This is a genomic window from Kitasatospora sp. NPDC059327 (assembly GCF_042752535.1).
Taxonomy (GTDB): domain Bacteria; phylum Actinomycetota; class Actinomycetes; order Streptomycetales; family Streptomycetaceae; genus Kitasatospora.
This window is the reverse complement of sequence record NZ_JBHYYB010000004.1, coordinates 167,209-193,946: the sequence shown is the minus strand read 5'-3', so window position 1 is coordinate 193,946 and position 26,738 is coordinate 167,209. Positions and strand designations below refer to the sequence as shown.

The following is a 26,738-nucleotide window of genomic DNA, read 5'->3' as shown; positions in this document are numbered from 1 at the left end:
GCGCGCGGGCCCCCTGCCGGGGGGGGGGCGCCCGTGCGGCGGGCGGGGGGGGGGGGGGGGGGGGTGCCGGGGTTGCCCGCCCCCCCGCGCCGGGGTGGGTACTCCGTGGTCACGCGTTCGCGCGGGTCCGGCCCGGGCGCTTCCGGAGGGTGGGGACACGGGCGTCGGCGGGCCGGCCCGTGGTCCTCGCCCTCCGCGGCCGCGGGGCGGTCACGTCGGAAGGCGTTCGCACGTCCTCCCCGGTCGGACTCACATGTCGTCGATGCTCCAGTTGCCGCAGGTGAAGATCGAGAACGGGAAACAAATGTAGTCCGTGGAGGTCTGCTCCTCGCTGTCGAGCAGCTGCAGGGCGTTGACGTCGTTGGTCATGGCACTCACTCGCTTTCCTGGGGTGGGGGGACTGCTAGACGTTGATGTAGCTCCAGTTGCCGCAGGTGAGGACGGAGAACGGGTAGCAGACGTAGTCGGTCGTGGTCTGCTCCTCGCTGTCCAGCAGCTGCAGGGCGTTGACGTCGTCGGTCATGGTGGTCACCTCCTTCCGGTCCGGTCGGGGGCGGTCGGCCGGGGCGGGGCCCGTCAGATGTCGCCGAAGCTCCAGTTGCCGCAGGTGAAGATGGAGAACGGGTGGCAGACGTAGTCGGTGGTGGTCTGCTCCTCGCTGTCCAGCAGCTGCAGGGCGTTGACGTCGTCGGTCATGGTGGTCACCTCCTTCCGGTCCGGTCGGGGGCGGGCAGCCACAGGCGGGGCCCGCCGTGGTGGAGCCGGACCAGCAGGCCGAGCGGTCCGCCGAGTCCGGTGTTGTAGCCGACGCCGACCCTGGTCAGGGTGTCGTCGGGGATCAGGAGCAGCCCGTCGTGGAGGACGTGCCGCGCGTGGGCGCAGGCGAGGAGTTCCTCGGCGCGGCGCCGGTAGTGGGGGTCGTCGAGGGCCTCGGCGAGGTCGAGCAGGTACTCGGCGTTGCCGGCCAGGCCGTGGCAGGCGGCGGCGGAACCCACCCACCGCCAGCGGTACACCTCGGTCGCGGCCTGTTCGGCGGTCGCGCGGTAGCGCGGATCCCCGGTGGCCTGCCAGAGGCGGATCAGGAAGGTGCCGATGCCGGAGGCACCGCTGCACCAGTGGGGCGCGTGGACGGGGGCGTCGGCGGAGCGGTCCTCGACGGGCCAGCCCGCGCCGCCGTCCCGGACCCGCGCGGTGGCGAGCAGGGTCTCGGCGGCCGCCCGGGCGGCGTGGACGAAGTCCTCCCGCTCCGTGGCGAGACCGGCGAGCAGCAGGAAGGTGCCGACGCCGGCGGCGCCGTGCGCGAAGCCGAGATGGGTGATGCCGGCGAGCTCGGAGTCGAAGTCGGCCGGGACGGGCCACACCACGCCGGAGCGGCCCTTCGCGGCGGTGGTCAGCAGGTGTTCGGCGGCGGCCACCGCGCGTTCCCGGAACTCCTCGTCACCGGTGGTCCGCCAGAAGTGGAGCTGGGTGAGACCGGCGCCCGCCGTGCCGTGGCACACGTCGGGGTTGGGCCGGCGCAGCGGTACCTCGCGGGCCAGCCGGGCCGCGTGCGTGGCGAGGCCGTCGTCGTCGAGCAGCCGGGCGGCGTCGAGCAGGGCCCAGGCGGTGCCGGAGCGTCCGAAGTGGAGCCCGGGCAGCTGCTGTCCGCCGATCTCGGCCCGGTCGGCGATCCACCGGGCGGCCTCGGCGACCGAGGCCCGCAGCCGGGGGTCCGTGCGGTGCGCGGCGGCCGCGGTGAGGACGGACAGGACGCCGGCCGCGCCGTGCTGCACGTTGAGCGGGTCGGTCCGCTCGGCGGAGGGATCGGCGGGCCAGAGCCGGACGGGGTCGCCCGGGGTCATGGTGTCCATCAGGTGGGTCAGCCCGTCGGACAGCAGCCGCTCCGTGGTCGCGCGGTCCAGGACGGCCCCGGTGGCCGGGGGCGTCCCGGTGACCGGCGCCCCGGCGGTGGGGGGCGCGTCGAGCGGGGCGGCGAGCAGCCCGGCGAGGGTCTCGCGGACGGTGTCCAGACTCCACCGGTCGCTCCCGTCCGGTGCCATCAGCCCCAGCACCAGCGGCTGGAAGGCGAGGAGCTCGGGGCGGTCGGCGAGAGCGGCGGCGAGCAGGGCGGCGTGGCGGTCGTGCCGGCCGCGCGTCGCCCCGAGGTCGGGGGCCAGTTCGGGCTCGGTCCCGGTGAGCAGGTGGAACAGCACGGCGCCGAGGCTGTAGAGGTCGGACTCCGGGGCGGGGGCCAGACCGCCCGTGGTTCCCTCGACCACCTCGGGGGCGCAGAAGCCAGGGGTGCGGATACCGAGGACGGGTTCGCCGGGGCGGGCGAGCGCCTCCAGGTCGATCAGGCGCAGCTCGCCGTCCGGTGTGACCATCAGGTTGTTGGGGCTGAGGTCCCGCAGGACCAGACCGAGTTCGTGGACGGCCTCGACCACGGTCACCAACTGCGCGGCCAGCTCCAGCACCGACGCCCGGTCGGGGCGCAGCCGCTCGGTGACCCAGGAACGCAGGGTCTGTCCGGCGATGCGTTCCTGTGCGAGGTACCGGTTGCCGCCCTGGTGGAAGACGCTCAGGACCTTCGGACAGAGGCCGGTGGGAGCGAGCAGCGCGTGCATGTCGGCCTCGTGGCCGAGCCGGTCGCCCGCGTCGGTGCCCGTGAGGGTGGCCCCGACGTGCCGGCGGGCCTCCTTGATGACGACCTCCTGCCCGGTCCGCCGGTCGCTGCCGAGGAACACCCCGCCCCGGTAGGCGTGCCGGATGGCCTTGCGGACGACGTAGCGGTCGTTCAGCAGGACGCTCGTGCCGGGGGCGGCCGGCGGTTCCTCGGGCGGCGGCAGAGGCGAGACGGCCCAGGCGGGCGGGCTGAACCCGGCCTGCCGCCGGTCCCGGACGAAGGTCCCGTCGGGCGCCTGCAGCATCGGCTCGGGCGAGCCGTCGTTGGTGAGCCGGGGGAAGCCCCGGAAGGCACCGTAGCGGTAGTACACCAGGCTGCCCGGCCGGTACTGGCGGTCGGAGAGGATGCCCGGCCCCGGCAGCTGCGCGGTGGCTCGGTGCAGCTCCTCGGCAAGCTGCCGGAACTGGTCGTCGTCGTTCGGGTAGACGGTGATGAACTTCCCGCCGCTGCCCCGGTCGTAGCGGGCGGAGACGAGTTCCGTCAGGTGTCCGGGGGTGCCGGCGCACTTGAACGGGGCCCGGGCGGCGACGAGCACCTCGGCGGCCCGGGTCAGCACCATCGGCGCGGAGAGCGGGGTCGCCGACACGTGCAGCTTCCAGCCCTGTCGGCGGCCGGCGCCGGCGTCGCCCGGGCGGACGTGGCACCAGAAGCCCTGCGGGCTGACGGACCAGCCCCGCGCGTCCTGCCTGCGCAGCACCGCCTCGATCAGGTCGGGGAAGAACGTGGCGTACGGATCCGCCGAGTCCTGACCCGCCGTGTACTCGTCTGCCATCGTCCGTCCTTCGTTCCGTGGAGACTGCCGGAGCTGGCCGGCGTCCGACCGCATCGCCGATCCTGGCGCCGCCGGACCTGCGGTTCATGGGTGATCTGCGCGTATCTTTCGAGCCGCGAACCCCCATATGGCCGTGCGGCCGACGGCGCTAGCATGCGGAGGGACTGTCAGAGGTCGGTGCTGCCGACGAGGCGTGCCGGTCGGCCGTGCGAGAGCGCCGCAGGACGCGGTCCGGCCGGCCGCCCGCACTGCGGACTCCGCTTCCGGGGGTCCTTCTTCGACGCGCCGGTCGGGTACGCCGCCGCCGCCGACCGGATCACCCGGGTCGGGGCTCTGCCGACCGGCGTGGCCCGCTCCACCCGGGTCGATGACTCGCGCCACCGCGGTCTGTCGACGGGCCCGGCCGGTGGCGAGCCGCGGTACGGGCACCCCGGACGACCACGCCGCGGTGGCGGACCGGGCGGCCCGTGCGGCTACTGACCGCGCCGGTTCCCGCGCGTGCGCCACCGGCCGAGCAGGGACTTCGGTGCGCCGCTCCCGCCGGTCGGCGGCGCCGGGGTGGCCGACCGCCGCCGACTGCTCGCGTAGAGCAGGTTCTGCATCGCGCCGTCCTCCTGCGGCCCGCAGTCCAGCTCGCGGAAGAGGAGGACGGCCTTGCCCGAGGCCTCGACGGCCTCGTCGTACCGGTCCAGCCCGATCAGGGCGACGCCGAGGTTGACGTGGGCGACGGCGGTGCCGTAGCGGTCCCCGGTCTCCTCGAAGATCTCGGCCGCCCGGGCGCCGAACCGGGCCGCCTCGTCGAACCGGTCCAGGTCCAGCAGCGTCGCCGCGCTCTTCTCCGCGGCCTCGGCCTCCCCGTGCCGGTCGGCGACCTCCCGGTAGACGGCGGTGGCGGCGGCGTGCGAGGCGAGGGCCTGTTCGTGCTGCCCCATCGCGCGTCGGCACACACCGACGTTGTTGAGCACGTCGCCCTCGGACTTCCGGTCCCGGCTCTGCCGGAAGAGCTCGACGGCCCGGTCGTGCGCCGCGAGCGCCTGCTCGAATTCGCCCGTTCTGCGCAGGGCACAGCCCAGGTGGTTCTGCGCGATGCCCTCGCCGTGCGGGTCGGCGCACGCCCGCAGGACCCCGGCGGCCCGCCGGTGCTCCTCGGCCGCCTCGTGGGGGCGGTCCGAGGCGGCCAGGGCCATGCCGAGGTTGATCCGGGCCAGACCGGTTCCCTGCCGGTCCTCCGTGGCGAGGAAGGAGTCGATGGCCGCGGTGTGGGCCGCGACCGCCTCGGCCAGCCGGCCGACCCGCTGGAGGCAGAGACCGAGGCTGTTGCGGGTGATGGCCTCGTGGTGGCGGTCGCCGAGCGTGTGCGCGAGTTCCGCGGCCCTGGCGTTGGCCTCGGTGGCCTCGTCGATCCGCCAGGCCTCGAACAGCGCGCTCCCGAGATCGGTGAGGGCGCCCGCCTCGCCGTGCTGGTCCCCGTCCCGCCGCCTTATCTCGGCCGCGCGGGTGAACAGGGCGACGGCCTCGTCGAATTCGCGCTTGCCGGCCAGGGCCCGGCCGCGTGAGACGAGCGAATGGGCGTCCTCGTCGCGACCGCCGTCCGGCCCTCCGGCCTCGGTGGCCCCGGCGGCCTCGGCGAGGTCGTCGAGGGCCTCGTCGAACTCCCGGAGCGACGACAGGACGGTGGCGCGGTTGGTGAGGGTGGCGCTGAGCCCGTGGTGGTCGCCGAGCCGGCGGTACAGGTCGGCGACCTCCGCGTAGAGCCGGACGGCCAGGTCCGAACGGCCGCTCCGGTGGCAGACCCCGGCGATGTTGCCGGCCGCCTCGGCCATGCCCCGCCGGTCGCCCGCTTCGGCGTAGAGGTCGGCGGCGGCCTGGTGCGCGCCGAGCGCCTCCTGGAAGCGCCGTGCCTCGGCCAGCGCCGCGCCGTGGTTGTTCAGGGCGTTGGCCGTGGCCTCGTCCGAGCCGCTCAGCCGGCACAGCGCCACGGCGGTCGTGCTGACCTCGATCCAGTCGTCCAGGTGACGCCGGAGCTTGAGGTACCGGGTCAGGACGAAGGCGAGGTGGACGCTGATGGTGGGCCGGCGCAGGGTGTGCGCGACCTTCACCGTCCCGACCAGGTTGGCCCGTTCGGTCTCCAGCCACTCCAGGGCGGCGGCGCGGTCGGCGAACCGGCCGGAGTCCCCGTCGGAGTCCTCGTCGCCGGGCGACAGGACGGTGACCGCCGCCTCGGCGGCGCGGTGGTAGTACTCGAAGAGCCGCCCGGCGGCGTCGAGGGGCCGGTCCTGCTCGACCCGCGCGTTGCCCTTCTCCTGCGCGAACAGCCGCACCAGGTCGTGCTGGCGCCAGCGTTCGTAGGCGGCCCCGTGCCCGATGAGGTGCGCGCGGGCCAGGTCGCCGAGGAGGTCCTGGACGTCGTACAGGTCCTCGTCGAGCAGCCGGGCGGCGGCCTCGGTGGACAGCTCGGGGCCGGGGTTGAGGGACAGGAACAGGAACAGCCGCGCCTGCTGCGGGGTCAGCGCCCGGTAGGAGAGTTCGAAGGCGGCCCGTACCGCCTTGTCGCCGCGCCGGCTCAGCCGGTCCAGCCGCCGCTGGGAGTCCTCCAGCGCCGCCCGCAGGTTGGCCAGCGGGCGGGCCGGGTCCTCGGTGAGCAGCGCGGTGGCGATCCACAGGGCCAGGGGCAGTCCGGCGCACAACTCGGCGAGCCGGACGGCCTCGGCGGGTTCCGCGGCCACCCGCCCGTCGCCCGGCCGGGCCGTGTCGAGGACACGGCGGATGAACTCGACCCCGGCGTCCCGGTCGAGGACGTCCAGGTCGTACAGGCGCTCGCCGAGGTGGAAGGTGAGGGTTTCCCGGGAGGTGATCAACACCGGGGTGGCGCCGTTGGAGGGCAGCAGCGGGCGGACCTGGTCGGCTCCCGAGGCGTTGTCCAGGACGAGCAGGACGCGCCGGCCGTGCTCGGCATAGCCGTTGAGCACGGTGCGCAGCAGCGCGCTGCGGCTCTCCAGGGTCTCCGGGATGTGCTCGATCGGGACGGCCAGGTGGCGTAGCAGCGTGTCCAGCGCCTGTTCCGGTGACTGGCGGTGCTCGCCGTCGTGGACCGAGAGGTTCAGGTGGAGGACCCCGCCGGGGAACCAGCCGGGCTCGGCCAAGGCCCGATGGGCGGCCTGCAGCGCGAGTTCGGTCTTGCCGATCCCGCCGAGACCGGTCAGGACGGTGATGGCCCCGCCCGCCGCGGCGCCCGCGGGCCCGGGCGCGAGGCGTTCGTGAAGTTCCCGCGCCGTCCTGTCGCGCCCGACGAACGTGGCGCCGGCCGGCGGCAGACCGTCGGTCACGGGGGTCACCGTCGGCGGCAGCCACAGCTCCACGTGCTGGCTCTGGATCACCGTTCCCACGAAGAACCCGCCGGTGATGGTGTTCTTCACTGACCCGTCGTCCACCAGGTACCCCCCTGTGCCCGCGCCGCCGTACCGGCGCCACTGTAGGCCCAACCGGTGTTCCTCGGAGGCGACTTCACCGCATCGGCGGAGCCCGGCCCGGCCCACCGGCGACCGCCCGCCCGGGAGGCGTCCGGCCCTGTGCCGACGCGTGCTGCGGGAAGTGGACGAACCCCTTGTCGTCGAGTCGGCTCGCGAGGGTGTCCAGGGTCTCCTGGGGGACATCGTCGAAGCCCTGCGCGGCGGGTGTCTGCCCGAGACCGTTGGTGGCCTGGAACGAGGTCAGTGCCGCGCGCGTGCCGTTCCCGAACACACCGTCGAGACCGTTGGGGTCGAAGCCCAGGTCCTCCAGGGCGGTCTGCACCCCGATCGCCAGGTTCAGCGGGACGGGGAGGTTGCCCGACCGCAGGTTGGCGTCGAGCTTCTGCGACGCGTCGAAGACCAGTTGGGTGAGGTCGCCGGGGGGCGGCGCGGCGTTCCACCCGGCGAGGGTGAACAGCAGCCCGTTCCGGACGTTCCGCGGGATGACGCCCGGGTTCCCGAGTTCCGTCATCCTGCATTCGCGCGCCATGGTCAGCCAGCCCTGCGAGGCGGCGGCGGCCTGGAAGTTCGGGAACCGGAAGAGCGGGCCCGAGGCCCACACCATGCTGAAGAGGCCGAGCCGGCCGTCGGCCGGCCAGTTCGCCAGATCGGCGAACGGAGGCCGGTCCCGGAGGGTGCTCTCGAAGCTCGCCGGTTCGCCCGCGACCAGGTCGTTGATCGTCTGATCACTGATCCGCAGGCTGGTGATCTCCTCCTTCCCGGCGAGCGTGGCGGTGGCCCCGAGGGCCGGCCCGCGGCCGCCCGGTGGTCCGCACCCGGACGACATCGCCTCGCTCCGCCCGGTCCCGCCGAGTACGCCGCCGATTGTTCCGGTACCACCCCCGACCCCCGCGCGGGATACGCCCGTTGGCGTATCTTCCGCCGAGATCACCCGTGGCCGTTGACCGCCGCGCCTCCCTGCGGATTGGCTCTCCTGAGGCCCGCCGTCGGGAGGGAGCCCGGCCGGGCGATCACCAGGGGAAGGACGAATCTCATGGCACGCAGGACCCGAACCACCCGTAACCGGTGGCTGGCCGGCGGCGGAAGCATCCTCGCGGCGGCCGCCGTGCTCGCCGCGACCGCCGCGCCCGCCCAGGCCCGGCCGTTGTCGCGCGGCACCGTCCAGGTCAGCGTCGGGCTGAACGGCGCCGTGCCGGACGACCAGTCATGGAGCCAGGCGGTCAGCGCGGACGGCCGCTTCGCCCTGTTCACCTCGTGGGCCAAGAACCTGGTGTCCCAGCCCGCGAAGAGCGGTCGCGACGCCTACGTCCGCGACCTGCGGACCGGCCGTACCGAGCGGGTCAACCTCTCCGACGACGGCCAGGCGCTGGACGGTTTCACCGACTACGTCTCGATCAACGCCGACGGCCGCTACGTCGCCTTCGAGAGCGAGGCCGAGAACGTGGTGCCCGGCCTGCCGGTCCAGGGCCGCTCCGAGGTGTACGTCCGCGACCGCAGGACCGGCCGCACCGAGCTGATCAGCGGCTCGGCCACCAACGGCGACACCGACCGGTTCCACTCCTCGTACGCGCCCTCGATCAGCGCCAACGGCCGCTACGTCGCCTTCGTCTCCAGCCGGACCGACCTCGTCCCGGACCTCCCGGCCGCCGGCTCCTCGCTGGCCAGGCCCTACACCTGGGACTACAACATCTACGTCACCGACCGCTGGACCGGGAAGACCCGTCTGGTGAGCCTCGGCGTGGACGGCAAGCCGGGCGACAGCATGTCCCTCAACCCGACGATCAGCGCCGACGGCCGCACCGTGGGCTTCACCTCGCTGGCCGGCAACCTGGTGCCCGCCGAGCAGACCCCCGCCCTCGCCGCCGCGGCCGCCCAGGGCGCCGCCGCCGACGTGGAGCCGGCCCCGAACACCGTCGCGGCCGAGCCCGGTGACGCCCGGCCGAGCCTGTCCCGGCCGACGACCGGCACCTACTACACCGTCGACGTGCAGTCCGGCCGGATCTCCGCCGTCAGCCTGGACGCCGACGGCAAGCTCGGCTACCCGACCTTCGACGCGACGATCAGCCCCGACGGGCGGCGCGCGATCTACGCGCTGCCCGAGCCCGGCGGCTCGACCAACGGCCACCGGTACCACACCGTGCTGTACGTCCGGGACCTCCGGAAGGGCACCGTGACGAAGATCAGCGGGGGCCTGCCCGGCACCGAGTCGGTCGGCTCCTCCAACCACGGCCGGATCACCGCCGACAACCGCTGGGCCTACTTCGCCTCCGCCGCCGACAACCTGGTGGCGGGCCCGCAGCACGCGGGTTGGGACGTCTACCGCCACGACCTGCGGACCGGCCGCACCGAGCGGGTCTCCACCGCGCCCGACGGCTCGCTCGGCAACGGGTCCTCGATCGACCCGGTCGTGGACGCCGACGGCGACACCGTGGTGTTCGGCTCCACCAGCGGCAACCTGGTCGCCGGCGCCGGCGGCCCGGAGAGCACCGGCTACCAGGTCTTCGCCCGCCCCACCGGCCGGCACGGCGACGACGACTGACACCGGACCCGTCTGACACCGGACCCCCGTGGGAACGGACCGCGTGGGATTGGACCCGTCGGAGACCGGACCCGCCGTTCGGGCGGTGGGGGCGAAGCGACGCGCCCCCACCACCCGGGCGACCCGCGCACCGGGTGACGCACCCGCGGACGGGCCGGGCGCCACCCGGCCGCGCGGCGTGTCGGCGCGGCACCCCGGGGCGGGTGGGGCACCGTCGGTGCCGTGACGACGACAGCGCAGCGCCCGCTCCCGGCGCCGGTCCGGGGAATGACGTGGATCCCGGGCGGTGCCGCCCTGATGGGCTCGAACGACTTCTATCCCGAGGAACGGCCGGCGCACCCGGTCGTGGTGGACGGCTTCTGGATGGACGAGCACCCGGTCACGGTGGCCGCGTTCCGCCGCTTCGTGAAGGCGACCGGCCACCTGACCGTGGCCGAGCGCCGGCTGGACCCGGCGGACTACCCCGGCGCCGACCCGGCAGACCTGGTGCCCGGCGCGCTGGTCTTCCGGAGGACGTCCGGCCCCGTGAACCTGGACGACTGGCGCCGCTGGTGGACGTACGTCCCCGGCGCGTCCTGGCGCCACCCGGAGGGTCCGGACAGCACCTTGCACGGGCGGGAACGCCACCCGGTGACCCAGGTCGCCCACGAGGACGCGCTCGCCTACGCCGCCTGGGCGGGCAAGGAGCTGCCGACCGAGGCGCAGTGGGAGTTCGCGGCGCGCGGCGGCCTGCCGTCGGCCGTCTTCCCCTGGGGTGACGACTTCATGCCGAAGGGCCGCCGGATGGCGAACACCTGGCACGGCCGTTTCCCCTGGGAGTACGAACCGGCCGGCCGGACCGGCGCCGCCCCCGGCACCTCCCCGGTCGGCGGCTACCCGCCCAACGGCTACGGCCTGTACGACATGGCCGGCAACGTCTGGGAGTGGACCGCCGACCACTACACCACCCGCCACCGCGACCCGGCGCCCAAGGCCTGCTGCGCGCCGCGCAACCCCCGGGTCGAGGCGCCCGCCGGGCCGGTGCCGGAGCGGTTCCCGCAGCGGGTGATCAAGGGCGGCTCCCACCTGTGCGCGCCGAACTACTGCCTGCGCTACCGCCCCGCCGCCCGACAGGGGCAGAGCGAGGACACCGCGACCTGCCACCTCGGGTTCCGCTGCGTGCTGCGCTGACCGGCACTCAGCCGGTCGCCGCCGCCGGACGTTCACGCTCCTGCCTCCTGCGCGCCGCGAGGGCCGCCACCGGACGCCGGTCGAGCATGGCGGGGAGGAGTCCGCGCCGGACGGCGGCGCGGGCGCACCGATGGAAGGCGGGACGCGTGGCTTCGACATTTCGCGGTGTGGTGCAGCTCGACGTCCGGGACTCGGTCCCGGACTGGTCGGCGTACGAGCAGCCGAAGGCCCCCGAGGGGGCGCCGAACGTGGTGTACGTGGTGCTGGACGATGTCGGGTTCGCCGCGATGAGCTGCTACGGCGGCCCGATCGAGACGCCCCACATCGACCGGCTCGCCGCGGAGGGCCTGCGCTACTCCCAGTGGCACACCACCGCGCTCTGCTCCCCGACCCGCTCGGCGCTGCTGACCGGCCGCAACCACACCACCAACGGCATGGCCTGCATCAGCGAGGCGGCCATCGGCTTCCCGAACGCCAACAGTCACATCCCGCCCGAGTGCGCGACGCTCGCCGAGGTCCTCGTCGAGCGCGGCTACAGCACCGCCATCACCGGCAAGTGGCATCTGTGTCCGGAGGACGAGATGAACCTCGCCTCCACCCGCCGCAGTTGGCCGCTCGGCCGGGGCTTCGAGCGCTTCTACGGCTTCCTCGGTGCCGAGACCAGCCAGTGGTACCCGGACCTCGTCCACGACAACCACCCCGTCGAACAGCCCGCCACCCCCGAGCAGGGCTACCACTTCGGCACCGACATCACCGACAAGGCGATCCAGTACTTCGACGACGTCAAGGCCATCGCCCCCGAGCGGCCGGTCTTCCTCTACTACGCGCCGGGCTGCGCCCACGCCCCGCACCAGGCCCCGAAGGAGTGGATCGACCGGTACCGCGGTCGCTTCGACGCGGGGTACGAGGCGATGCGGGAGGAGATCCTGGCCCGTCAGAAGGAGTTGGGGCTCGTCCCGCCGGGCACCGAACTGCCGCCGCTCAACCCGATCGGCACCCCGGAGACCCGCCGCGGGCCGGGCGGGGAGCCGTTCCCCGCGCTGGACTTCACCCGCCCCTGGGCGGAGCTGAGCACCGACGAGCGGCGGCTGTTCGCGCGGATGGCCGAGGCGTACGCCGGGTTCCTCTCGCACTGCGACGACCAGGTCGGCCGGCTGATGGCCTATCTGGAGGACATCGGCCAGCTCCACAACACGGTCTTCGTCGTGGTCTCCGACAACGGGGCGTCCGGCGAGGGCGGTCCGAACGGTTCGGTCAACGAGAACAAGTTCTTCAACAACGTCGCCGACGACATCGACGACAACCTGGCCATGATCGACAATATCGGCGGCACCGAGACGTACGGCCACTACCCCAACGGCTGGGCGATGGCATTCAACACGCCGTTCAAGATGTGGAAGCGGTACTCCTTCAACGGCGGCACCTGCGACCCGTGCATCATCTCCTGGCCGGCCGGCATCGCCTCCCGGGGTGAGGTCCGCACCCAGTACCACCACGCCGTCGACATCGTGCCCACCGTCCTGGACTGCATCGGCCTGGCGATGCCCGAGACCGTCCGGGGGCACGTCCAGGTCCCGCTGCAGGGCGTCAGCATGCGCTACTCCTTCGACGCGCCCGCCGTGCCGTCCGCCCGCACGACGCAGTTCTACTCGATGCTCGGCACCCGCGGGATCTGGCACCAGGGCTGGAAGGCCGTCACCACCCACCCCGCGATCAGCGGGTGGGGCAACTACGCCCAGGACACCTGGGAGCTGTACCACACCGACGAGGACCGCTCCGAACTCCACGACCTCGCCCGGCGGGAGCCGGAGCGCCTCACCGGGATGATCGGCCTCTGGTTCTACGAGGCGGGCGTCAACCAGGCGCTGCCGCTGGACGACCGTTCCGCGCTGGAGATCCTGTCCACCCCGCGCCCGCAGCTCACCCCGCCGCGCAGCCGCTACACCTACCGGCCGGGAGGCTCCGAGGTCCCCGAGGCGGTCGCGGTCAACATCCGCAACCGCTCCTACGCCGTCGGAGCCCTCGTGGACATCCCCGGCCCGGGAGCCTCCGGCGTGCTGTTCGCGCACGGCGGCCGCTTCGGCGGACACGCCCTGTTCGTCCGGGACGACCGCCTGCACTACGTCTACAACTTCCTCGGCGTCGAACACCAGCTGATCACCGCCACCGAGGAGCTCCCGACCGGCGAACAGCTCATCCTCGCCGCGAGCTTCGAGAAGGACGGCGAGGCCTCGCCCGGCGTCGCCACCGGCATTCTCAGCCTCTACCACGGTGACCACAAGGTCGGTGAGGGCCGGATCAAGACCCAGCCAGGCCGTTTCACGCTCGCGGGGGAGGGCCTCGTGGTCGGCCGGGACAGCGGCGAAGCCGTCACCGACCGGTACCCCGGCAGCGCGCCCTGGGCGTTCACCGGCGCCACCCTCCACCGTGTCGCCGTCGACGTCAGCGGCGACCCCTACGTGGACCTGGAGGCCGAGGCCCAGGCCATGCTCGCCCGGGAGTAACCCGGCGCACCGGCGGCCGGCCGGGGCGGCGGGTCGGGGGGTCGGTGGGTCGGGGGGCGGGGGTCAGGTGGGGGATCGGGAGGGTCGCCGGGCACGACGGGACCGGCGACCCTCCCGCACACGGGCGGACCGAGCCGTGGACGAACCCGGGCCGCCGCGCACCGGGTCCGCCCGCGTCGGCCCCGGGTTCGTCCACGTCGGACCGGTGTCCGTGCTGTCGCCGGGCACCTGTATGTTGATCAACCGCCGACCCTGTCGGTGTCCTGTCCCGGGGTGCTGACACGCGGGTCCGGTCCGGGCCGGTACCGCCGCGCGGAATATGAGTCGCTCTCACCGGGGGATCAGGACAGACTTCGGCGTCGGGCTGGGTATCAGCCCGTCATTCCACCGTGCTCGAAGGATCTCGTATGACCAATCCTGTCCTGCCCGACAGCCCGCGGTCCGCGGAGGGGCCGGCCGGCCTCGACCCGTGGGCTCCGCCGAGCCCGGGTCAGGGTGAGGGCCGGACGGAGCACCGGAGCGAGGACCGGAGCGAGACTCCCGGACCGGGCGAGACCCCCGGCGCCGTCCCCGTCCCCGCCCCCGCCGTCCCGGCCCCCGCGCTCGCCCCCGGCGGGGCTCCGGGCGCGCCGTACTGGCCGCCGTACGCGATGCCGGCGCCGCCGCCGCGCAACGGCCTGGGCACTGCGGCCATGGTGCTCGGCATCGTCGGGACCGTCCTCGGCCTGGTCATCATCCTGTTCTGGCTGTCCTGGCTGCCGGCGCTGCTCGCGGTGATCTTCGGCGTCATCGGGCTCGGAAACGTGCGTAAGGGCCGGGCGACCAACCGGGGGATGGCGCTCGCGGGCGTGATCCTGGGCATCACCGGCCTGCTGGTGTCGGTCGGCGCGGGAGTCTTCGTCGCGTCGCGGGTGCAGGCGGTCGCCGATGAGCGGCGGGCGGAGCGCGACGCCGCGCGCGCCCGCTCGGATGCCGCGATCGCGGCCGCCGAGGAGCGGGCCGCGAAGGAGCGGGAGCGGATCGAGGCAGAGCGGAAGAGACTGGAGGCCGAGCGGGAGAAGGAGGTCGCGGACCAGCGGGCCCGGCGCCTGACGTTCGGCCAGTCCTACACCTACCAGGACGGGCTGAAGGTCACGATGGCCGCGCCCGAGCCGTACGCCCCGCGCGGGAACGTGACCTCGGCCCCCAAGAACGCCAAGATCGTCCAGATCAGGATCACCGTCGTCAACACCGGGTCCGCGGCGGTCTCGCTCGACGGGTCGGGGATGCCCCTGGTCAGGGACGCCAAGGGCAACCTCGTCTACATCCTGATCGACGGAAGCGGCCGGATGAAGCTCCTCGGCGGCTCCCTCGCCCCCGGGCAGGAGGCCACCGGGCTCACCGCGTACGCCCTGCCGGAGGACGCGGCCGACCCGTTCACCGTCGACTTCGTCTACGGCTCCGCGGGGCAGCGCAAGAACGTCACCTGGTCCGGCTCGGCCGGGCCCGGCCTGACCGTGTGACGATCACCGCAGCCCGACCCGCCGAGACGGGCCGGGCGGCGGTGATCCGTCCGAGGGTCGCGGCCCCACGGGCCCCGGTGCTACGGCCGGAAGTGGCCGCCGTGCTCGTGCAGGAAGGCGTCCAGGGTGCGGGGCGGGCGGCCGAGGACGGTGGCGACGGTGTCGTTGGGGGTCTCGGGCCGGGCGATCGCGAGTCGCTGGATCTCCGTCACGTGTTCGGCGAGCCAGTCGGGCATCCGGGCCCGGTGGACGAGGTGCTCGCGCAGCTCGTCGGGGGTGAGGTCGACGTAGCGGATCTCCCTGCCGGTCAGGGCCGCCAGCCGGGAGGCGAGTTCGGGGTGGGAGACGGCTTCCGGACCGGTGAGGCTGTACGTGCCGCCGGCGATGCCGTGCCCGGTCAGCGCGGCGGCGGCGACGTCGCCGATGTCGCGGCAGTCGACGTAGTTGCAGGGCGCGTCGCCCATCGCGCCGAGGATGACGCCCTGGGCGGCGGCGGGGGCCAGCCGCAGGAGGTTCTGCATGAACGCGTAGGGGCGCAGGACGGTGGGGGTGACCCCCGAGGCGCGCAGGTGTTCCTCGACGGCGTGGTGCCCGCGGGAGACGGCGACGGGGGAGTCGGGTTCGGCCGCCGGTGCCGAGATCTTGACGATGTGCCCGATGCCGCTGTGCGCGGCGACGTCGATGACGCGGGTTTCGAGCGCGACCTGCGCGGGGCCGTTGGCCATGGCGAGGAAGAGCGCGTCCGCGCCCTTGAACGCCGTGCGCAGTGACTCGGGGTCGGCGGCGTCGGCGTACTGGACCTCGACCCGTGAACCGGGCGCGTCGGTGAGACCGGGCAGCGGCCGCTGCGGGGTACGGGTCAGCGCGCGCACGGGCTCGCCGAGCGCGAGGAGGCTGTGGAGCACGGCGTTGCCGGTCGCTCCGGTGGCTCCCATGACGACGATCATCGGTTGTCCTCACTTCGTGGTGGGTTACCGGCGGCGGGCGCCGCCGGAACGGGCCCGGTCGTGTCCGGGGCCGGTGGTGCGGAGGCCGGTGCCGGGGTGGGCTACGGCCGGGACGTGCCGGTGGTGCTGCGCCAGCGCAGGCTGACGATGGTGGTGGCGAGGACCGCGGAGACCGGCAGGTCGATCCGCAGGCGGTCCAGCCAGGGGCTGCCGGGGACCGCTGTGTGGGCGGGCAGCCACTGGGCGGCGAACCACCCCAGCAGGGCCGCCGTACCGGCGGTCACGACGACGAGGAGGACGGTCAGGACGACGCGCGGCACGGCGAGGGTCCACCGTCGGGGCCGTCCGCCGCGCCGCAGCCACGCGCCGACCAGGAGCGCCACCACGGCGGAGGTGCCGGCGATGGAGGTGCACGCCGCCACCGTCAGCTCCCGCTGCCCGGTGGCGAGTCCGGCGGCGCCGGCGGTCAGCGCGGGGGCGGCGTAGGCGGTCAGTACCTCGCGCCACAGCACGAACGGCCGCGCCGCCGCCCGGCTCCGGCCGCCTCTGCCGTTCACCGCCGGCTCCTTCACCGCGGGGTTCTGCACCCCGGGGTTCTGCACCGTGGGTTCCTTCACCGCGGGGTCCTTCCGTGCGGACATGCGGGCCTCCTTCGTCAGTGTGCGGAAAGTGAAGGGTCGCTTCGGGGTCGGCGACGGGCCTGCCCCGATCAATTAATTAGGTGGCTAACTATTGGGCCGTGAAAAGGGGCCCTGCCCTGCGGGCGGGCCCGGTCGGCCGGGAGTCGGGTCGGTTGGCGGGGGTGGGCCGGGGTGGTCGCGGGGTGGGTCAGTCGGCGGCCAGGGCCGCGCTGCCGCGCACCACGCGGGCCAGCAGGTCCAGGAACACCGCGCGTTCCTCGACGCTGAGGCCGCCCACCATCGCCTCCAGTCGCCCGAAGTGCTCGGGTGCCATGTCGCGCAGCCGCTGCGCGCCGCGGGCGGTCAGGGCGGCCACCGTGCCCCGTCCGTCCTCGACGGACGGGCGTCGGGCGATCAGGCCCTCGCGTTCCAGTCCGTCGAGCAGGCCGGTGATGGTGGCCCTGGAGACGTCCAGGTCCGCCGCGAGGCGCGACGGGGACTTCTCCCCGCCGTGGGCCTCCAGGTCGGCCAGCAGGCGGTAGCGCCCCGTCGACAGGCCGAACCTGGCGAAGTGCGCCTCGGCCGCCCGGCCGACCCGCGCGCCCGCCGAGATCAGTCGTACCGCGACCAGCACCGCCTGGGGGTCGGCCTCCAGGCCGTAGTGTTCGACCTGCTGTCTGGCCTGCTCCAGGGTGGGTGTCTCGTCGCCGGCCCCGTCTCGCGTCATGAAAGTAATATGGCAGCTAATTACTCTGGCCGTCAAGGCACCTCGGCACCTGACTGCCCCACCCCCGACCCGACGCGCCCCGTCAAGGACCACCTCGCCTTCGGTCACGGCCCGCACTTCTGCCTGGGCGCCCCGCTGGCGCGTCTGGAGGCCGAAGCGGCCCTGGACGGATTCTTCGGCTCCTACCCGCACGCCGTCCTGCGTGACCGGGACGGTCCGCCGCCCGCGCGGCTGCGCTCCGCCGTCGTCAACGGCCCGGCCGAGCTCTGGATCGTCCCGGTCCCCGCCCCCGTGTGACGATCGGTGGCCGTGAAGGGCGGCCGGTACCCGCCCGCTACCCGCCGCCTGCCACCTCGCGCCCGGCGGCACCGGCCGGGCCTGTCACCCGCCGGTGCTACCGTCGCGCCATGTCCAAGTCTGAGATCGATCTGGTGACCACCGAGTTCTTCGGCTGCTTCGACAACCGGGGCGGCAGGGCCGCCGACGTCGACCGGATCCGTCGCCTGATGCTCCCGGGCGGTGTGATCGTTCTGACCGGCCCGACGTTCACCGTCTACACCGTGGAGGAGTTCATCGAGCCCCGCCGGCGGCTGCTGACCGAGGGCCGGCTGGTCGAGTTCTCCGAGTGGGAGACCTCCGAGCGCACCGAGATCGCCGGCGACATCGCGTCGCGCTTCGGCGAGTACCGCAAGTCTGGGGTCCTGGACGGCGAGCCGTACGAGGGCGGTGGGACGAAGACCATCCAGTTCGTCCGCACCCCGGAGGGCTGGCGGATCGCGGCCTTCTCCTGGTTCGACCGGCCCTGACCCCGCTCCGAGGGGCGGCGGGCCGGGCGGTCGGCCGGCGCCGGGCGGGTCGCCACCGGCGGGGGAGGCGCGTTTCCTCCCCGCCACCGGCGGGAGTGGTCTGCGGTCGGTCAGTCGCAGTCGAGGCAGATGGGCTGGCCGTTCTTCATCCGCGAGAGCCGGCTGCGGTGGTGGACCAGGAAGCAGTTCACACAGGTGAACTCGTCGGACAGCATGGGCTGCACGGTGACGGTGAGTTCCTCGCCCGAGAGGTCGGCGCCGGGCAGCTCCACGCCGTCAGCCGATTCGAGCTGGTCGACGGCGTCGATGGCGGCGGACGAGGTGTCGGTGCGGCGGGTCTTCAGCTCCTCGATGCTGTCGTGCGACCCGTCGTCGTCGGTCTTGCGGGGGGCGTCGTAGTCGGTTGCCACAGCTGGTCCCTTGTTGTCGTGGTTGAAGTTTACGTCGTGTGCGATGCGGCCGTGCCGGCCGGGGCGGGCAGTGTTCCCCGGCTCCCGGGTGGCGGCCCGGCGGGGGTGGGGTGGGGAAGACGAGGATGGTTCGGGCGGTCGAGGTGCGGGACGGTGGTGGCCGGGGGCCACCCGCGTCCGACGCGGCTGTTGATCATGCCATGAAGTCCGCCCCGATCCCGCCGGCCACGCTCCCGACGCCGGGTGCGGGCCGCTTCTGCCGCGGCGGGCCGGCCCGCACGGGACCGGGCGCGTGCCGCGGGACGCCAACCCGTACCGGCCGCCTCGGTGCGTGACCGGGCGGCGCGTCCTCGCTGTTCATATAACGGTTGGCCTCAAGGACTTCCTAAAAGATCGCCGGAACCACTAGACCCGAGGGACGAGCCGCCACGACACGAGGCAGGACCATGACGAACCCACCCCCCGGCTACGGCTATCCCTCGGATCAGAACCCCTATGACAAGCAGCCTCCGCCGGCCCAGTCGGGCTACGGAGTCCCGCAGGGTCCGTACGACCCGCAGCCCGCAACCGGCTACCCGCAGGCCGGCCACCCCCAGGGTACCCCCGGTTACCCGCCGCCCGGTTACCCACAGACCGGACCCGGTTACCCGCCGCCCGGTTACCCGCAGGGCGGACCGGGTTACCCGCCGCCACCGGGCAGCCCCGCCCTGGCCACGCCCGCCGACCGGTTCCTGGCCCGTCTGATCGACTTCGGGGTACTGCTGATCCCGCTGCTCGTGATCCAGTTCATCGTCACGGCGGCGGTCGGCTCGATCCTGAGCGCCGTCGTCGGCGCCGTGGTCGTCTTCGGCTACGAGGCGGTGATGATGCTCACCCAGGGCCAGCAGTCGGTCGGCAAGAAGGCGATGAAGCTGCGGGTTGTCTCGGCGCTGAACGGCGGGCGTCCCTCCGACAACGACCTCTGGGTCCGCAGCGCGGTCTACGGGCTGCCCCAGGCGCTCTACTGCATCGGTTCGCTGTTCGCCCTGGTCAACGTGTTGTCGCTGCTCTGGGACAAGCCGCTGCAGCAGTGCTTCCATGACAAGGCGGCCAAGACCGTGGTGGTCAAGGAGGCCTGAGCGCCGGCCGGTCGCCCCGGTGGGAGCGGCGGAGCCCGGGCGCCCCGACCACCTCCGGTCGGGCCGGGCTCCGCCGCACCGCTCAGCGCGTGCCGGGGGCGACCGGTTCCGTGCTCCCCGGCACCGGGTCCCCGGCCCGGGCGGGCGGCGGGGTGCGGCGCCGCAGGCCCCTGCGGAGGACCTTCGCCAGGACCGAGGGCGCGAAGAGCACGCTGGGCGGCGCGACCATGTTGGCCACCCTGGCGAACCGCGACCACACCCGCGGGTCGTGCACCGACACCGCGAAGACCTGGGTGTTGTACCAGTGGGCGATCCTGGCCGGGACCGGCCGTTCGCGCGGGTTCCACATCAGGTCGGAATTGCTCGACAGGGTCCAGGGGACGAGCAGCAGACGCGCGAGCCGGCGCTGGTAGCCGCGGCTCAGGCCGTCCAGCCCGCCGCCCGCGCTCCGGCGCGTGGACAGTACGCGGTGCAGCAGGCGGGCTTCCAGCGCCGCCACGGTGAGCCCCTGCCCGTACACCGGATTGAACACGCAGACCGAGTCGCCGACGGCGAGCAGTCGCTCGGGCCAGTCCCTGACCCGGTGGTACTGGCTCCACTGGTTGTTGGCGTTGACGTACCGGTGGGTCGGCTCCGGGTGGGTGCGGTGCTCGATCAGGTCGGCCAGCCGGGGGTTCGCCAGGCTGCGCGCGAAGTCGAGGTAGCCCTGGTCGTCGGTCGGCGGCACCTGCTCGTCGAAGCCGAACAGCGAGCACGTCCAGCGGTTCCGTTCGACCGCGAGGATGACGCCGCCGCGCGGGACGTCCGGCGCGAAGGTCATCTGGTAGGCGGCGTCGAAGTCCGGACGGTCCTGCTCCGGCCTGGCGAAGTTCATCGAGGTGTAGGTGATCCTCGCCTTCACCACGCGCCGCTCGGGCACGGTCACGCCCAGCGCTTCCAGCCGGCCGTCCAGGCCGCCGGCCCGCCCCGAGGCGTCGACCACCAGGTCCGCCTCCAGACGGGTCGGTTCGGCGGACCCGGCCGTGCGGTACAGCACCCCGGTCACGGCCCCGGGGCGCTCGCTCACCAGGCCCTCGCACCGTGCCGAGGCCACCAGCCGCACCTCGGGCAGTGCCAGCACCCGGCGCCGCAGGCGGCGCTCCAGCTCGTCCCGGGTGAACGACTGGATCAGCACGCCCGTCCGGTGCCGCGGGGCGTAGCCGGCCGGCTGGAGGAAGCTCATCCGCTCCCCGTAGTCGTAGACCGGCGCGCCGAGGTCGAGCAGCTCGGCGCGCAGTCCGGGGAAGAGCGTCTCCAGGACCTCCGCGCCCTTGGCCAGCATGGCGTGGGCGTGGTTGCCCTGCGGGGCGTGCGGGTGGACGCCGGTGTGCTCGTCCACCTCGTCCCGTTCCAGGACGACGACCTCGCGGAAGCAGCCGGTCAGCACGCGGGCCGTCACCAGACCGCTGAATCCGCCCCCGATGACCACGGCCCGGTCCCAGCGGTCCTCCGACCGGTGCGTACGCGTTCCCATCGATCCCCTCCTCCGACGGCCGACCGCCCGTCTCCGCACCCAGGGTGCCGGGGCACCGGGGCGGCTGACCAGAGGGAGGGCGGCCCACTGCTTCCGCGCGCTCCCACCGTGCTTCCCGCGCGCCCCGCGCCGCGCCGGAGCCGTCCGCCCGAGCAGGGGCCCCGGAAACGAGTTCTCCGATCCCTGTCACACACTCCGGCCGCCGTCCGTCGGAGCAGTGAGAGGAACGACGGAGTTCCCCCGAGCCCCCGAGCCCCCGGGGAGACGGCGATGGACACACGATCGATCACGGCGGAGGTCCCGATGGTGCCGCGGATGTCCGAGGACCCGGGGCAGCTCGTCCCGGAGCCGGCGGAGGTGTCGGCGGCGCTGTTCAGGGCCACCGGCAACGGCTCGGTGCCGCGCGGCACCATCGGCCTGGTCCGGCTGCGGGCCGGTCGGCAGCACCTACCTGACCGTGCTGCACACGGGCCTTCTGGCCAAGGCCGGCGAGCGGATCGCCTCGGTGGCGTCCTGGCCGGACTCGCCGTACTTCACGGGCGCGGAGCGGGCCGCCCCGGCCCTGGTGGAGGCGGTGCTCCAGTCGTCCGCCCAGGGGGAGCGGGTCTCCGACGCCCGCTACGCCCGGGTGTCCGAGCACTACGACCCAGGGCGCTCGCCACCCTGATGTTCGCGATCGGACAGGTGAACTTCTTCGTCGCGGTGGCGCTGGTGGCGCTGGTGGCCAAGCCGGTGCCGGGCCGGTCGTTCAGCGACCCCTGGAGGTAGGACCGACTCGGGCCCCGCCCCGGCGGGCGTTCCCGCCCGGTCCGCCGCGCGCCGCGCGCCGTCCGGCGGACCGCTGTGTTGACGCCGTGGGCGCCCGGTCCCTAGCGTGAGGCGCTCCGTCGTTACCAGCGGGTAGGGAGTCCTCATGGATGCCGAACGTCCGTACGACCTGGTCCTGTTCGGTGCCACCGGCTTCACCGGCGCGCTGACCGCCGAGTACCTGGCCCGGCACGCGCCGGCCGGCTGCCGGTGGGCACTGGCCGGCCGCGACCGGGCCAAGCTGGAGGCGCTGCGCACGCGTCTCGCGAGCCTGGACCCCGGCTGCGCCGGCCTGCCGCTGCTGGCCGCCGACGCCGCCGACCCCGTCTCGCTGCGGGAGGTGGCCGCCGCGGCCAGGGTGGTGGTCTCCACCGTCGGCCCCTATCTCCAGCACGGCGAGCCCCTGGTGGCCGCCTGCGCGGACGCCGGGACCGACTACCTCGACCTGACCGGCGAGCCCGAGTTCGTCGACCGGATGTACCTGCTGCACCACCGCCGGGCCGTCGAGACCGGCGCCCGGCTGGTGCACTCCTGCGGCTTCGACTCCGTACCGCACGACCTGGGGGTGCTGTTCACCCTGGAGCGGATGCGTGAGCGCGGTGCCCTGCCGGACGGTGCGACGGTCTCCGTGCGCGGCTTCGTCCGGGCCGGCGGGACGTTCTCCGGCGGCACCTTCGCCTCGGCGCTGACCGTGATGTCCCGTCGCGGGGCGGCCGCCCGGGCCGCCCGGGCGCGCCGCGCCGCCGACCCCGGGCCGGCCGACCGCAGGATCAGTGTGACGGCCGGCCCGGTCCGGCGGTCGGCCGAGGCCCGCGCCTGGGCGGTGCCGCTGCCCACCATCGACCCGCTGGTGGTCGCCCGCTCGGCCGCGGCCCGGCCCGACTACGGCCGGGCCTTCCGCTACGGCCACTACGCGGCAGTCCGGCGGCTGCCGGTGCTGCTGGCCGGGGGCGCCGGTCTCGCCCTGCTGGCGCTCGCCGCGCAACTGCCCGCACTGCGGCGGACGTTGACCCGCCTGCGCAAGCCCGGCGCGGGGCCCACGGCCGAGCAGCGCGCCGACTCCTGGTTCACCGTCCGTTTCGTCGGCGAGTCCGGGGCCGGGCGCCGGCTGTTCACCGAGGTGTCCGGTGGTGACCCCGGCTACACCGAGACCGCCAAGATGCTCGCGGAGTCGGCGCTCAGCCTCGCCTTCGACGAACTCCCCGCCAGCGCCGGCCAGGTGACCCCGGCGGTGGCGATGGGCACCGCGCTGATCGACCGCCTGACCGCCGCCGGTCTGAGCTTCACCGTGCTGGACGCCCCGCCGGCCGCCGCTCCGAGCCGGGGGTAGGGGGCGCGTCCGGCGCCGCGGGCGCGGCCCGGGGGACACGCCGACGAGCCGGTCTGGCGCCAAGAACGACCGTCCTCGCGCTCCCCGGCCCGCCCGCCACCGACCGGTACGCGGCGGCGCCGGCCAGGGGGCGCCGAGCCCGGGCCCGACGCCGCGGCTGCCGGGGTGAGCGGGCGCCGGGTGAGCGGGCGCCGGGTGAGCGGCCTCCCCGGCCCGCACGCTCAGCGACCGGCCGGGTCGGGCCCCGTCTCCGCGGCGGGCGGGACGGTGATCGTGCACAGCCGCTTGGTGGCCCGGGTGAGCGCCACGTACAGGTCCCGCTCACCCCCGGGGCGGGCGGCGGTGATCCCGTCCGGGTCGACCACGACGGCGGCGTCGAACTCCAGGCCGCGCGCCTGTGAGGCCGGCACCAGCCGGGCGTGCCGGTCGACCCCGGCGGCCGCGAGCCGTGCCGTCCGGTCATCGGCGCAGATCACCCCGGTCAACTCGCCCGGGTGGGCGGCGGCTTGCTCGCGCAGCTCGCTCAGGAGGGTGTCGAGGAGCGCATCGGGGGCGGCGGTGAGGGTACGCGGCACCTCGCCGCGCCGGATCGACCGCACCGGTGGCCGGTCCGGCGCGATCCGGGCGAGCAACTCCCCGGTGACGGCGAGGATCTCCTGCGTGGTCCGGTAACTGACGGTCAGGGTGCGCAGGTCGAAGCGCCGTCCAAGGTCCGGCCCGAGTGCCTCCTTCCAGTCCCGGGCCGCCGTCGCCGGGCCCGCCTGGGCGAAGTCCCCGACCAGCGTCATCGACCGGCCCGGGCACCGGCGCACGACCATCCGCCAGTGCATCGCGGTGAGTTCCTGCGCCTCGTCGACGACGACGTGTCCGAAGGTCTGCCCGGGCGGACCGTCGACCAGGCTCGCCGCCTCGTCGAGCAGCGGCACATCGGCGTCCGTCCAGGGCGCGTCGGGCGTCCGCCGCAGCAGGGCCCGCTGGTCGTCGGTGAACTCCCGCGGGTACCCGTCCGGCGCGTCGCCGTCCGCCAGCAGGGCGCGGACCACGTCGCCGGGCGTGAGCAGCGGCCACAGCTCCTCGACGGCCCGGTCGACCGAGGCATCGTCCAGGAGGTCGGCGCGCAGGGCGTCGGCGTCGAACTCGTCGGCAGCTGTGTCGGGCGCGTCGTCCAGACCGAGGCGACGAAGGTCCGCCGCCGCGACCCGGTCGAGATCGAGGCCGGTCAGTTGGGCGACCTGGGCGTCGATGGCTTCGAGCGCCTCGGCGCCACCGCGGGCGAACTCCCGGACCAGGGCGTCGACCAGCAGCTCCTTGAACAGCCCACGGGCCCGGTTGTGCGCGAGGGCGCCGGCCCGTGCCGACTCCCGCGCCAGCGCGACGTCCTCCTCCGGCAGCCGGATCCACTCCTGCCCGACCCGGACGGCGAAGTCACCGCCGGGGGCCTGCCGCGAGCGCACGACGGCGGCCAGGGCCCGGGCCGGCGCGGCGCCCCCCTTCAGCCGCGCCACCGCGAAGGACTCCGCGGCGACCGGTGCGACACCGGCCAGTTCCTCGCACGTCGCCAGGACGACGTCGTTCTCCCCGAGCGAGGGCAGGACCTGGCCGATGTAGTCGAGGAACCGGGTGTTCGGCCCCACGACGAGCACGCCCTGCTCGGCCGCCCTCGGGAACGCGTACAGCACGTACGCGGCACGGTGCAGCGCCACCACCGTCTTCCCGGTGCCCGGACCGCCCTGCACCACCGTCACCCCGCGGTGCGGCGAACGGACGATCGCGTCCTGCTCGACCTGCAGTGTGGCGACCGCCGTACCCATCCGGCCGGTGCGCCTCGCCCGCAGCGCCGCCGTCAACGGGCCGTCACCGAGCACGTCCTGCCCGGTGGGCGCGGAGTCGTCGAGCAGCTCGTCGCTCACCCCCACCACCGTGCGGCCCGCCAGGCGCAGATGGCGGCGGCGCCGAAGTCCCATCGGATGGACCGGCGTCGCCTCGTAGAAGGGCCGCGCCGCCGCGGCCCGCCAGTCCATCAACACCGGCAGCTCGTCCGCCTCCCGGTGCAGCCCCAGCCGCCCGATCCGCAGCGCCGTCCCGTCCACCAGGTCGATCCGGCCGAACACCAACCCCTCCTCGGCGCCCTCCAGTCGACGCACCTCCCCGGCCAGCCGCCCCGCCGCCACCTCACGCTCGTAGGCCCGGCCCGCGCCGTCGGGAGGGGAGGCCAGCACACGCGCCAGCTGCTCCCGTGCCGCGGTCAGCCGCTCGTCGAACAGCTCGGCTATCACGGAGACCTGTACACGCTCACGCTCCACCTCGCGCGCGGCAGCATCGTCGATCCGAGACAAGAAAGGCCCCCTCCGCTCAACTCCACCACTGTGGCGAGGCGTCACTATGCAGACGAATTCCGGAAAAGTAAATATTGACCGAACCCGGTGGATCGTGTCCTCCGGAGTTCGGTACGCCCGCCCGCGTTCCGGTGCCGGGCGGGAGAATCCGCGCGAACCCGCTCCGAACGGATTGTCAGTGCCGGCTCATAGAGTGGAATCAACGTCGGAGGGAACGCCGGAAGGCGTCGAAAGAGCGTTGGGCAAAGGGGTAGAACCATGGCTGCGAACAGGATCAAGCACAAGGTCAACCACGTCTCGCTCGTGGTCGACAAGTCCGGCTCGATGCGCCAGCACGAGGCCCAGCTCGTACGCGTCGTGGACGAGTTCGTGAAGGGACTGCAGGAGGAGTCCGACCGCCTCGGTCACGAGACCCGGATCAGCCTCTACGCCTTCGACCACGAGGTGCGGAACCTGGTCTGGGACATGGACGTCAAGCACCTGCCCTCCCTTAAGGGCCTCTACAAGGTCGACGGCGGTGCGACGGCGCTGATCGAGGCGGCCGTGAAGTCCGTCGACGACCTCAAGAACATCTGGGAGGGGTACGGGGAGCACTCCTTCCTCCAGGTCGTCGTCACCGACGGCGAGGAGAACGCCTCCGGCTGCTCGGAGAGCGGCCGGATGCACATCCGGCTGGGCGGCGGCCAGGGCACGGCCGTCCTGCGCGGCTGGATGGACCGCATCCGGAGCGCCATGGACCACCTCCCCGACCACTGGACCTCGGCGATCCTGGTCCCCAACTCCCTGGCCAAGCGCACCGCCCAGGAGTACGGCTTCCCCGCGGGCAACATCGCGATCTGGGACGCGGACTCCAGCAAGGGCGTCGAGGAGGCCATCGGCACCGTCAAGGCGGCCGCGACGAGCTTCCTGCGCGGCCGCGAGCAGGGCGTGCGCGGGACGAGGAACCTGTTCACGATGGGCCAGGACTTGAACACCGCCGAGGTGAAGGCCAATCTCGACGCCCTGGACAGCGGCACCTACATCCTGGTCCCGGTCGACGAGCAGAGCCCGATCCGCGACTTCGTCACCAGCTCCGGGCACACCTACAAGACCGGCTGCGCCTTCTACGAGCTGTCCAAGCGGGAGAAGATCCAGGGCCGGAAGCAGCTCGCCGTGGCGGAGAAGGACGTCGCCACCGGCCGTATGACGGGCCGGGTGTTCTCGGGGCCGGCGGCCCGCCGGCTGCTCGGCCTGCCGGAGTCGGAGGTCACGGTCAAGCCGGGGGACAACCCCGCCTACACCGTGTTCGTCCAGTCGACCTCCGTCAACCGGAAGTTGGTGCCGGGGACGAAGCTGCTGGTCCTGCTGTAGCCGGGGGCGGCGGTCCGGCCACCGCCGGGGCCCGGCCGCTCCCGTCGCTCGGCCGCACCGCCGCTCCACCCGCGGTGCTCGGCCGCCCTGCCGCTCGGCCGCACCGCCGCTCGACCGCCCGCGTCGCTCGACCGCCCTGCCCTCGACCACCCCGC

At 73.9% G+C, this 26,738-nt stretch carries 21 protein-coding genes and 1 pseudogene; 10 read left to right on the top strand and 12 right to left on the bottom strand.

Going from position 1 to position 26,738, the window contains the following annotated elements; genetic code table 11:
• Positions 1-249 precede the first annotated feature (249 nt).
• The 6 genes from ACFXHB_RS04510 to ACFXHB_RS04485 form a co-directional block, all read right to left on the bottom strand.
• Positions 250-369 carry an ALQxL family class IV lanthipeptide gene (locus ACFXHB_RS04510; protein WP_380572047.1) on the bottom strand — a complete coding sequence of 40 codons (120 nt, stop codon included), beginning with the start codon at positions 367-369 and terminating at the stop codon, positions 250-252.
• 34 nt (positions 370-403) lie between these two features.
• Complete coding sequence (locus ACFXHB_RS04505) at positions 404-523, bottom strand: ALQxL family class IV lanthipeptide (protein WP_380571999.1); 120 nt, start codon at positions 521-523, stop codon at positions 404-406.
• A 53-nt stretch (positions 524-576) separates the two neighbouring features.
• On the bottom strand, positions 577-696 hold the full coding sequence (locus tag ACFXHB_RS04500) for an ALQxL family class IV lanthipeptide (RefSeq protein WP_380571998.1): 120 nt from the start codon (positions 694-696) through the stop codon (positions 577-579).
• A gap of 5 nt (positions 697-701) precedes the next feature.
• Positions 702-3,434 (bottom strand): class IV lanthionine synthetase LanL, encoded by a 2,733-nt coding sequence (gene lanL / locus ACFXHB_RS04495; protein ID WP_380571997.1) that lies wholly within the window; start codon positions 3,432-3,434, stop codon positions 702-704.
• 473 nt (positions 3,435-3,907) lie between these two features.
• Positions 3,908-6,865 (bottom strand): tetratricopeptide repeat protein, encoded by a 2,958-nt coding sequence (locus ACFXHB_RS04490; RefSeq protein WP_380571996.1) that lies wholly within the window; start codon positions 6,863-6,865, stop codon positions 3,908-3,910.
• A gap of 73 nt (positions 6,866-6,938) precedes the next feature.
• Positions 6,939-7,730: a peptidoglycan-binding protein gene (locus ACFXHB_RS04485; protein ID WP_380571995.1), complete on the bottom strand. Its 792-nt coding sequence runs from the start codon at positions 7,728-7,730 to the stop codon at positions 6,939-6,941.
• A 207-nt stretch (positions 7,731-7,937) separates the two neighbouring features.
• Between ACFXHB_RS04485 and ACFXHB_RS04480 the strand changes: the two genes are divergently transcribed.
• From ACFXHB_RS04480 to ACFXHB_RS04465, 4 genes are all read left to right on the top strand, one after another.
• Positions 7,938-9,443 carry a TolB family protein gene (locus ACFXHB_RS04480; protein ID WP_380571994.1) on the top strand — a complete coding sequence of 502 codons (1,506 nt, stop codon included), beginning with the start codon at positions 7,938-7,940 and terminating at the stop codon, positions 9,441-9,443.
• A 222-nt stretch (positions 9,444-9,665) separates the two neighbouring features.
• Positions 9,666-10,613, top strand: coding sequence for a formylglycine-generating enzyme family protein (locus tag ACFXHB_RS04475; RefSeq protein WP_380571993.1), 948 nt, complete (start codon positions 9,666-9,668; stop codon positions 10,611-10,613).
• Between the two features lie 146 nt (positions 10,614-10,759).
• The gene (locus ACFXHB_RS04470; protein ID WP_380571992.1) at positions 10,760-13,117 is read left to right on the top strand and encodes an arylsulfatase; all 2,358 of its coding nucleotides are present in this window, start codon (positions 10,760-10,762) and stop codon (positions 13,115-13,117) included.
• Positions 13,118-13,524: 407 nt separating this feature from the next.
• Positions 13,525-14,619: a DUF4190 domain-containing protein gene (locus ACFXHB_RS04465; RefSeq protein ID WP_380571991.1), complete on the top strand. Its 1,095-nt coding sequence runs from the start codon at positions 13,525-13,527 to the stop codon at positions 14,617-14,619.
• Between the two features lie 80 nt (positions 14,620-14,699).
• Here ACFXHB_RS04465 and ACFXHB_RS04460 read toward each other — a convergent pair whose 3' ends face one another.
• The 3 genes from ACFXHB_RS04460 to ACFXHB_RS04450 all read right to left on the bottom strand — a co-directional run bounded on the left by ACFXHB_RS04460 (position 14,700) and on the right by ACFXHB_RS04450 (position 16,913).
• Entirely contained in the window at positions 14,700-15,554 is an 855-nt protein-coding gene (locus tag ACFXHB_RS04460; RefSeq protein ID WP_380571990.1) for an NmrA family NAD(P)-binding protein, read from the bottom strand.
• Between the two features lie 113 nt (positions 15,555-15,667).
• Entirely contained in the window at positions 15,668-16,207 is a 540-nt protein-coding gene (locus tag ACFXHB_RS04455; protein ID WP_380571989.1) for a hypothetical protein, read from the bottom strand.
• Between the two features lie 187 nt (positions 16,208-16,394).
• Complete coding sequence (locus ACFXHB_RS04450) at positions 16,395-16,913, bottom strand: MarR family winged helix-turn-helix transcriptional regulator (protein WP_380571988.1); 519 nt, start codon at positions 16,911-16,913, stop codon at positions 16,395-16,397.
• A gap of 9 nt (positions 16,914-16,922) precedes the next feature.
• Here ACFXHB_RS04450 and ACFXHB_RS04445 point away from each other — a divergent pair, with 9 nt between their 5' ends.
• Both ACFXHB_RS04445 and ACFXHB_RS04440 read left to right on the top strand, forming a co-directional pair.
• Positions 16,923-17,210 carry a cytochrome P450 gene (locus ACFXHB_RS04445; RefSeq protein WP_380571987.1) on the top strand — a complete coding sequence of 96 codons (288 nt, stop codon included), beginning with the start codon at positions 16,923-16,925 and terminating at the stop codon, positions 17,208-17,210.
• 110 nt (positions 17,211-17,320) lie between these two features.
• Positions 17,321-17,719 (top strand): DUF4440 domain-containing protein, encoded by a 399-nt coding sequence (locus ACFXHB_RS04440; RefSeq protein WP_380571986.1) that lies wholly within the window; start codon positions 17,321-17,323, stop codon positions 17,717-17,719.
• A 110-nt stretch (positions 17,720-17,829) separates the two neighbouring features.
• On the opposite strand, the gene ACFXHB_RS04435 is transcribed toward ACFXHB_RS04440, so the two are convergent.
• The gene (locus ACFXHB_RS04435; RefSeq protein WP_380571985.1) at positions 17,830-18,129 is read right to left on the bottom strand and encodes a DUF4193 domain-containing protein; all 300 of its coding nucleotides are present in this window, start codon (positions 18,127-18,129) and stop codon (positions 17,830-17,832) included.
• A gap of 446 nt (positions 18,130-18,575) precedes the next feature.
• Here ACFXHB_RS04435 and ACFXHB_RS04430 point away from each other — a divergent pair, with 446 nt between their 5' ends.
• Positions 18,576-19,247: an RDD family protein gene (locus ACFXHB_RS04430; protein WP_380571983.1), complete on the top strand. Its 672-nt coding sequence runs from the start codon at positions 18,576-18,578 to the stop codon at positions 19,245-19,247.
• Positions 19,248-19,329: 82 nt separating this feature from the next.
• On the opposite strand, the gene ACFXHB_RS04425 is transcribed toward ACFXHB_RS04430, so the two are convergent.
• Entirely contained in the window at positions 19,330-20,760 is a 1,431-nt protein-coding gene (locus ACFXHB_RS04425) for an FAD-dependent oxidoreductase (protein ID WP_380571982.1), read from the bottom strand.
• A 270-nt stretch (positions 20,761-21,030) separates the two neighbouring features.
• Between ACFXHB_RS04425 and ACFXHB_RS04420 the strand changes: the two are divergent.
• Positions 21,031-21,528: pseudogene (locus ACFXHB_RS04420) on the top strand (carboxymuconolactone decarboxylase family protein).
• 145 nt (positions 21,529-21,673) lie between these two features.
• Positions 21,674-22,897 (top strand): saccharopine dehydrogenase family protein, encoded by a 1,224-nt coding sequence (locus ACFXHB_RS04415; RefSeq protein WP_380571981.1) that lies wholly within the window; start codon positions 21,674-21,676, stop codon positions 22,895-22,897.
• Between the two features lie 221 nt (positions 22,898-23,118).
• On the opposite strand, the gene ACFXHB_RS04410 is transcribed toward ACFXHB_RS04415, so the two are convergent.
• Positions 23,119-25,233: a HelD family protein gene (locus tag ACFXHB_RS04410; RefSeq protein ID WP_380571980.1), complete on the bottom strand. Its 2,115-nt coding sequence runs from the start codon at positions 25,231-25,233 to the stop codon at positions 23,119-23,121.
• 258 nt (positions 25,234-25,491) lie between these two features.
• On the opposite strand from ACFXHB_RS04410, the gene ACFXHB_RS04405 reads away from it, so the two are divergent.
• The gene (locus tag ACFXHB_RS04405) at positions 25,492-26,583 is read left to right on the top strand and encodes a VWA domain-containing protein (RefSeq protein ID WP_380571979.1); all 1,092 of its coding nucleotides are present in this window, start codon (positions 25,492-25,494) and stop codon (positions 26,581-26,583) included.
• Positions 26,584-26,738 lie beyond the last annotated feature (155 nt).

What these genes read in the sequence shown, in the direction of transcription:
- ACFXHB_RS04425 (WP_380571982.1), bottom strand. Translation starts at nt 20,760, where the DNA reads ATGGGAACGCGTACGCACCGGTCGGAGGACCGCTGGGACCGGGCCGTG.
- ACFXHB_RS04430 (WP_380571983.1), top strand. Translation starts at nt 18,576, where the DNA reads ATGACGAACCCACCCCCCGGCTACGGCTATCCCTCGGATCAGAACCCC.
- lanL (WP_380571997.1), bottom strand. Translation starts at nt 3,434, where the DNA reads ATGGCAGACGAGTACACGGCGGGTCAGGACTCGGCGGATCCGTACGCC.
- ACFXHB_RS04405 (WP_380571979.1), top strand. Translation starts at nt 25,492, where the DNA reads ATGGCTGCGAACAGGATCAAGCACAAGGTCAACCACGTCTCGCTCGTG.
- ACFXHB_RS04450 (WP_380571988.1), bottom strand. Translation starts at nt 16,913, where the DNA reads ATGACGCGAGACGGGGCCGGCGACGAGACACCCACCCTGGAGCAGGCC.
- ACFXHB_RS04510 (WP_380572047.1), bottom strand. Translation starts at nt 369, where the DNA reads ATGACCAACGACGTCAACGCCCTGCAGCTGCTCGACAGCGAGGAGCAG.
- ACFXHB_RS04440 (WP_380571986.1), top strand. Translation starts at nt 17,321, where the DNA reads ATGTCCAAGTCTGAGATCGATCTGGTGACCACCGAGTTCTTCGGCTGC.
- ACFXHB_RS04415 (WP_380571981.1), top strand. Translation starts at nt 21,674, where the DNA reads ATGGATGCCGAACGTCCGTACGACCTGGTCCTGTTCGGTGCCACCGGC.
- ACFXHB_RS04500 (WP_380571998.1), bottom strand. Translation starts at nt 696, where the DNA reads ATGACCGACGACGTCAACGCCCTGCAGCTGCTGGACAGCGAGGAGCAG.
- ACFXHB_RS04465 (WP_380571991.1), top strand. Translation starts at nt 13,525, where the DNA reads ATGACCAATCCTGTCCTGCCCGACAGCCCGCGGTCCGCGGAGGGGCCG.
- ACFXHB_RS04485 (WP_380571995.1), bottom strand. Translation starts at nt 7,730, where the DNA reads ATGTCGTCCGGGTGCGGACCACCGGGCGGCCGCGGGCCGGCCCTCGGG.
- ACFXHB_RS04460 (WP_380571990.1), bottom strand. Translation starts at nt 15,554, where the DNA reads ATGGGAGCCACCGGAGCGACCGGCAACGCCGTGCTCCACAGCCTCCTC.
- ACFXHB_RS04445 (WP_380571987.1), top strand. Translation starts at nt 16,923, where the DNA reads ATGGCAGCTAATTACTCTGGCCGTCAAGGCACCTCGGCACCTGACTGC.
- ACFXHB_RS04505 (WP_380571999.1), bottom strand. Translation starts at nt 523, where the DNA reads ATGACCGACGACGTCAACGCCCTGCAGCTGCTGGACAGCGAGGAGCAG.
- ACFXHB_RS04455 (WP_380571989.1), bottom strand. Translation starts at nt 16,207, where the DNA reads ATGTCCGCACGGAAGGACCCCGCGGTGAAGGAACCCACGGTGCAGAAC.
- ACFXHB_RS04480 (WP_380571994.1), top strand. Translation starts at nt 7,938, where the DNA reads ATGGCACGCAGGACCCGAACCACCCGTAACCGGTGGCTGGCCGGCGGC.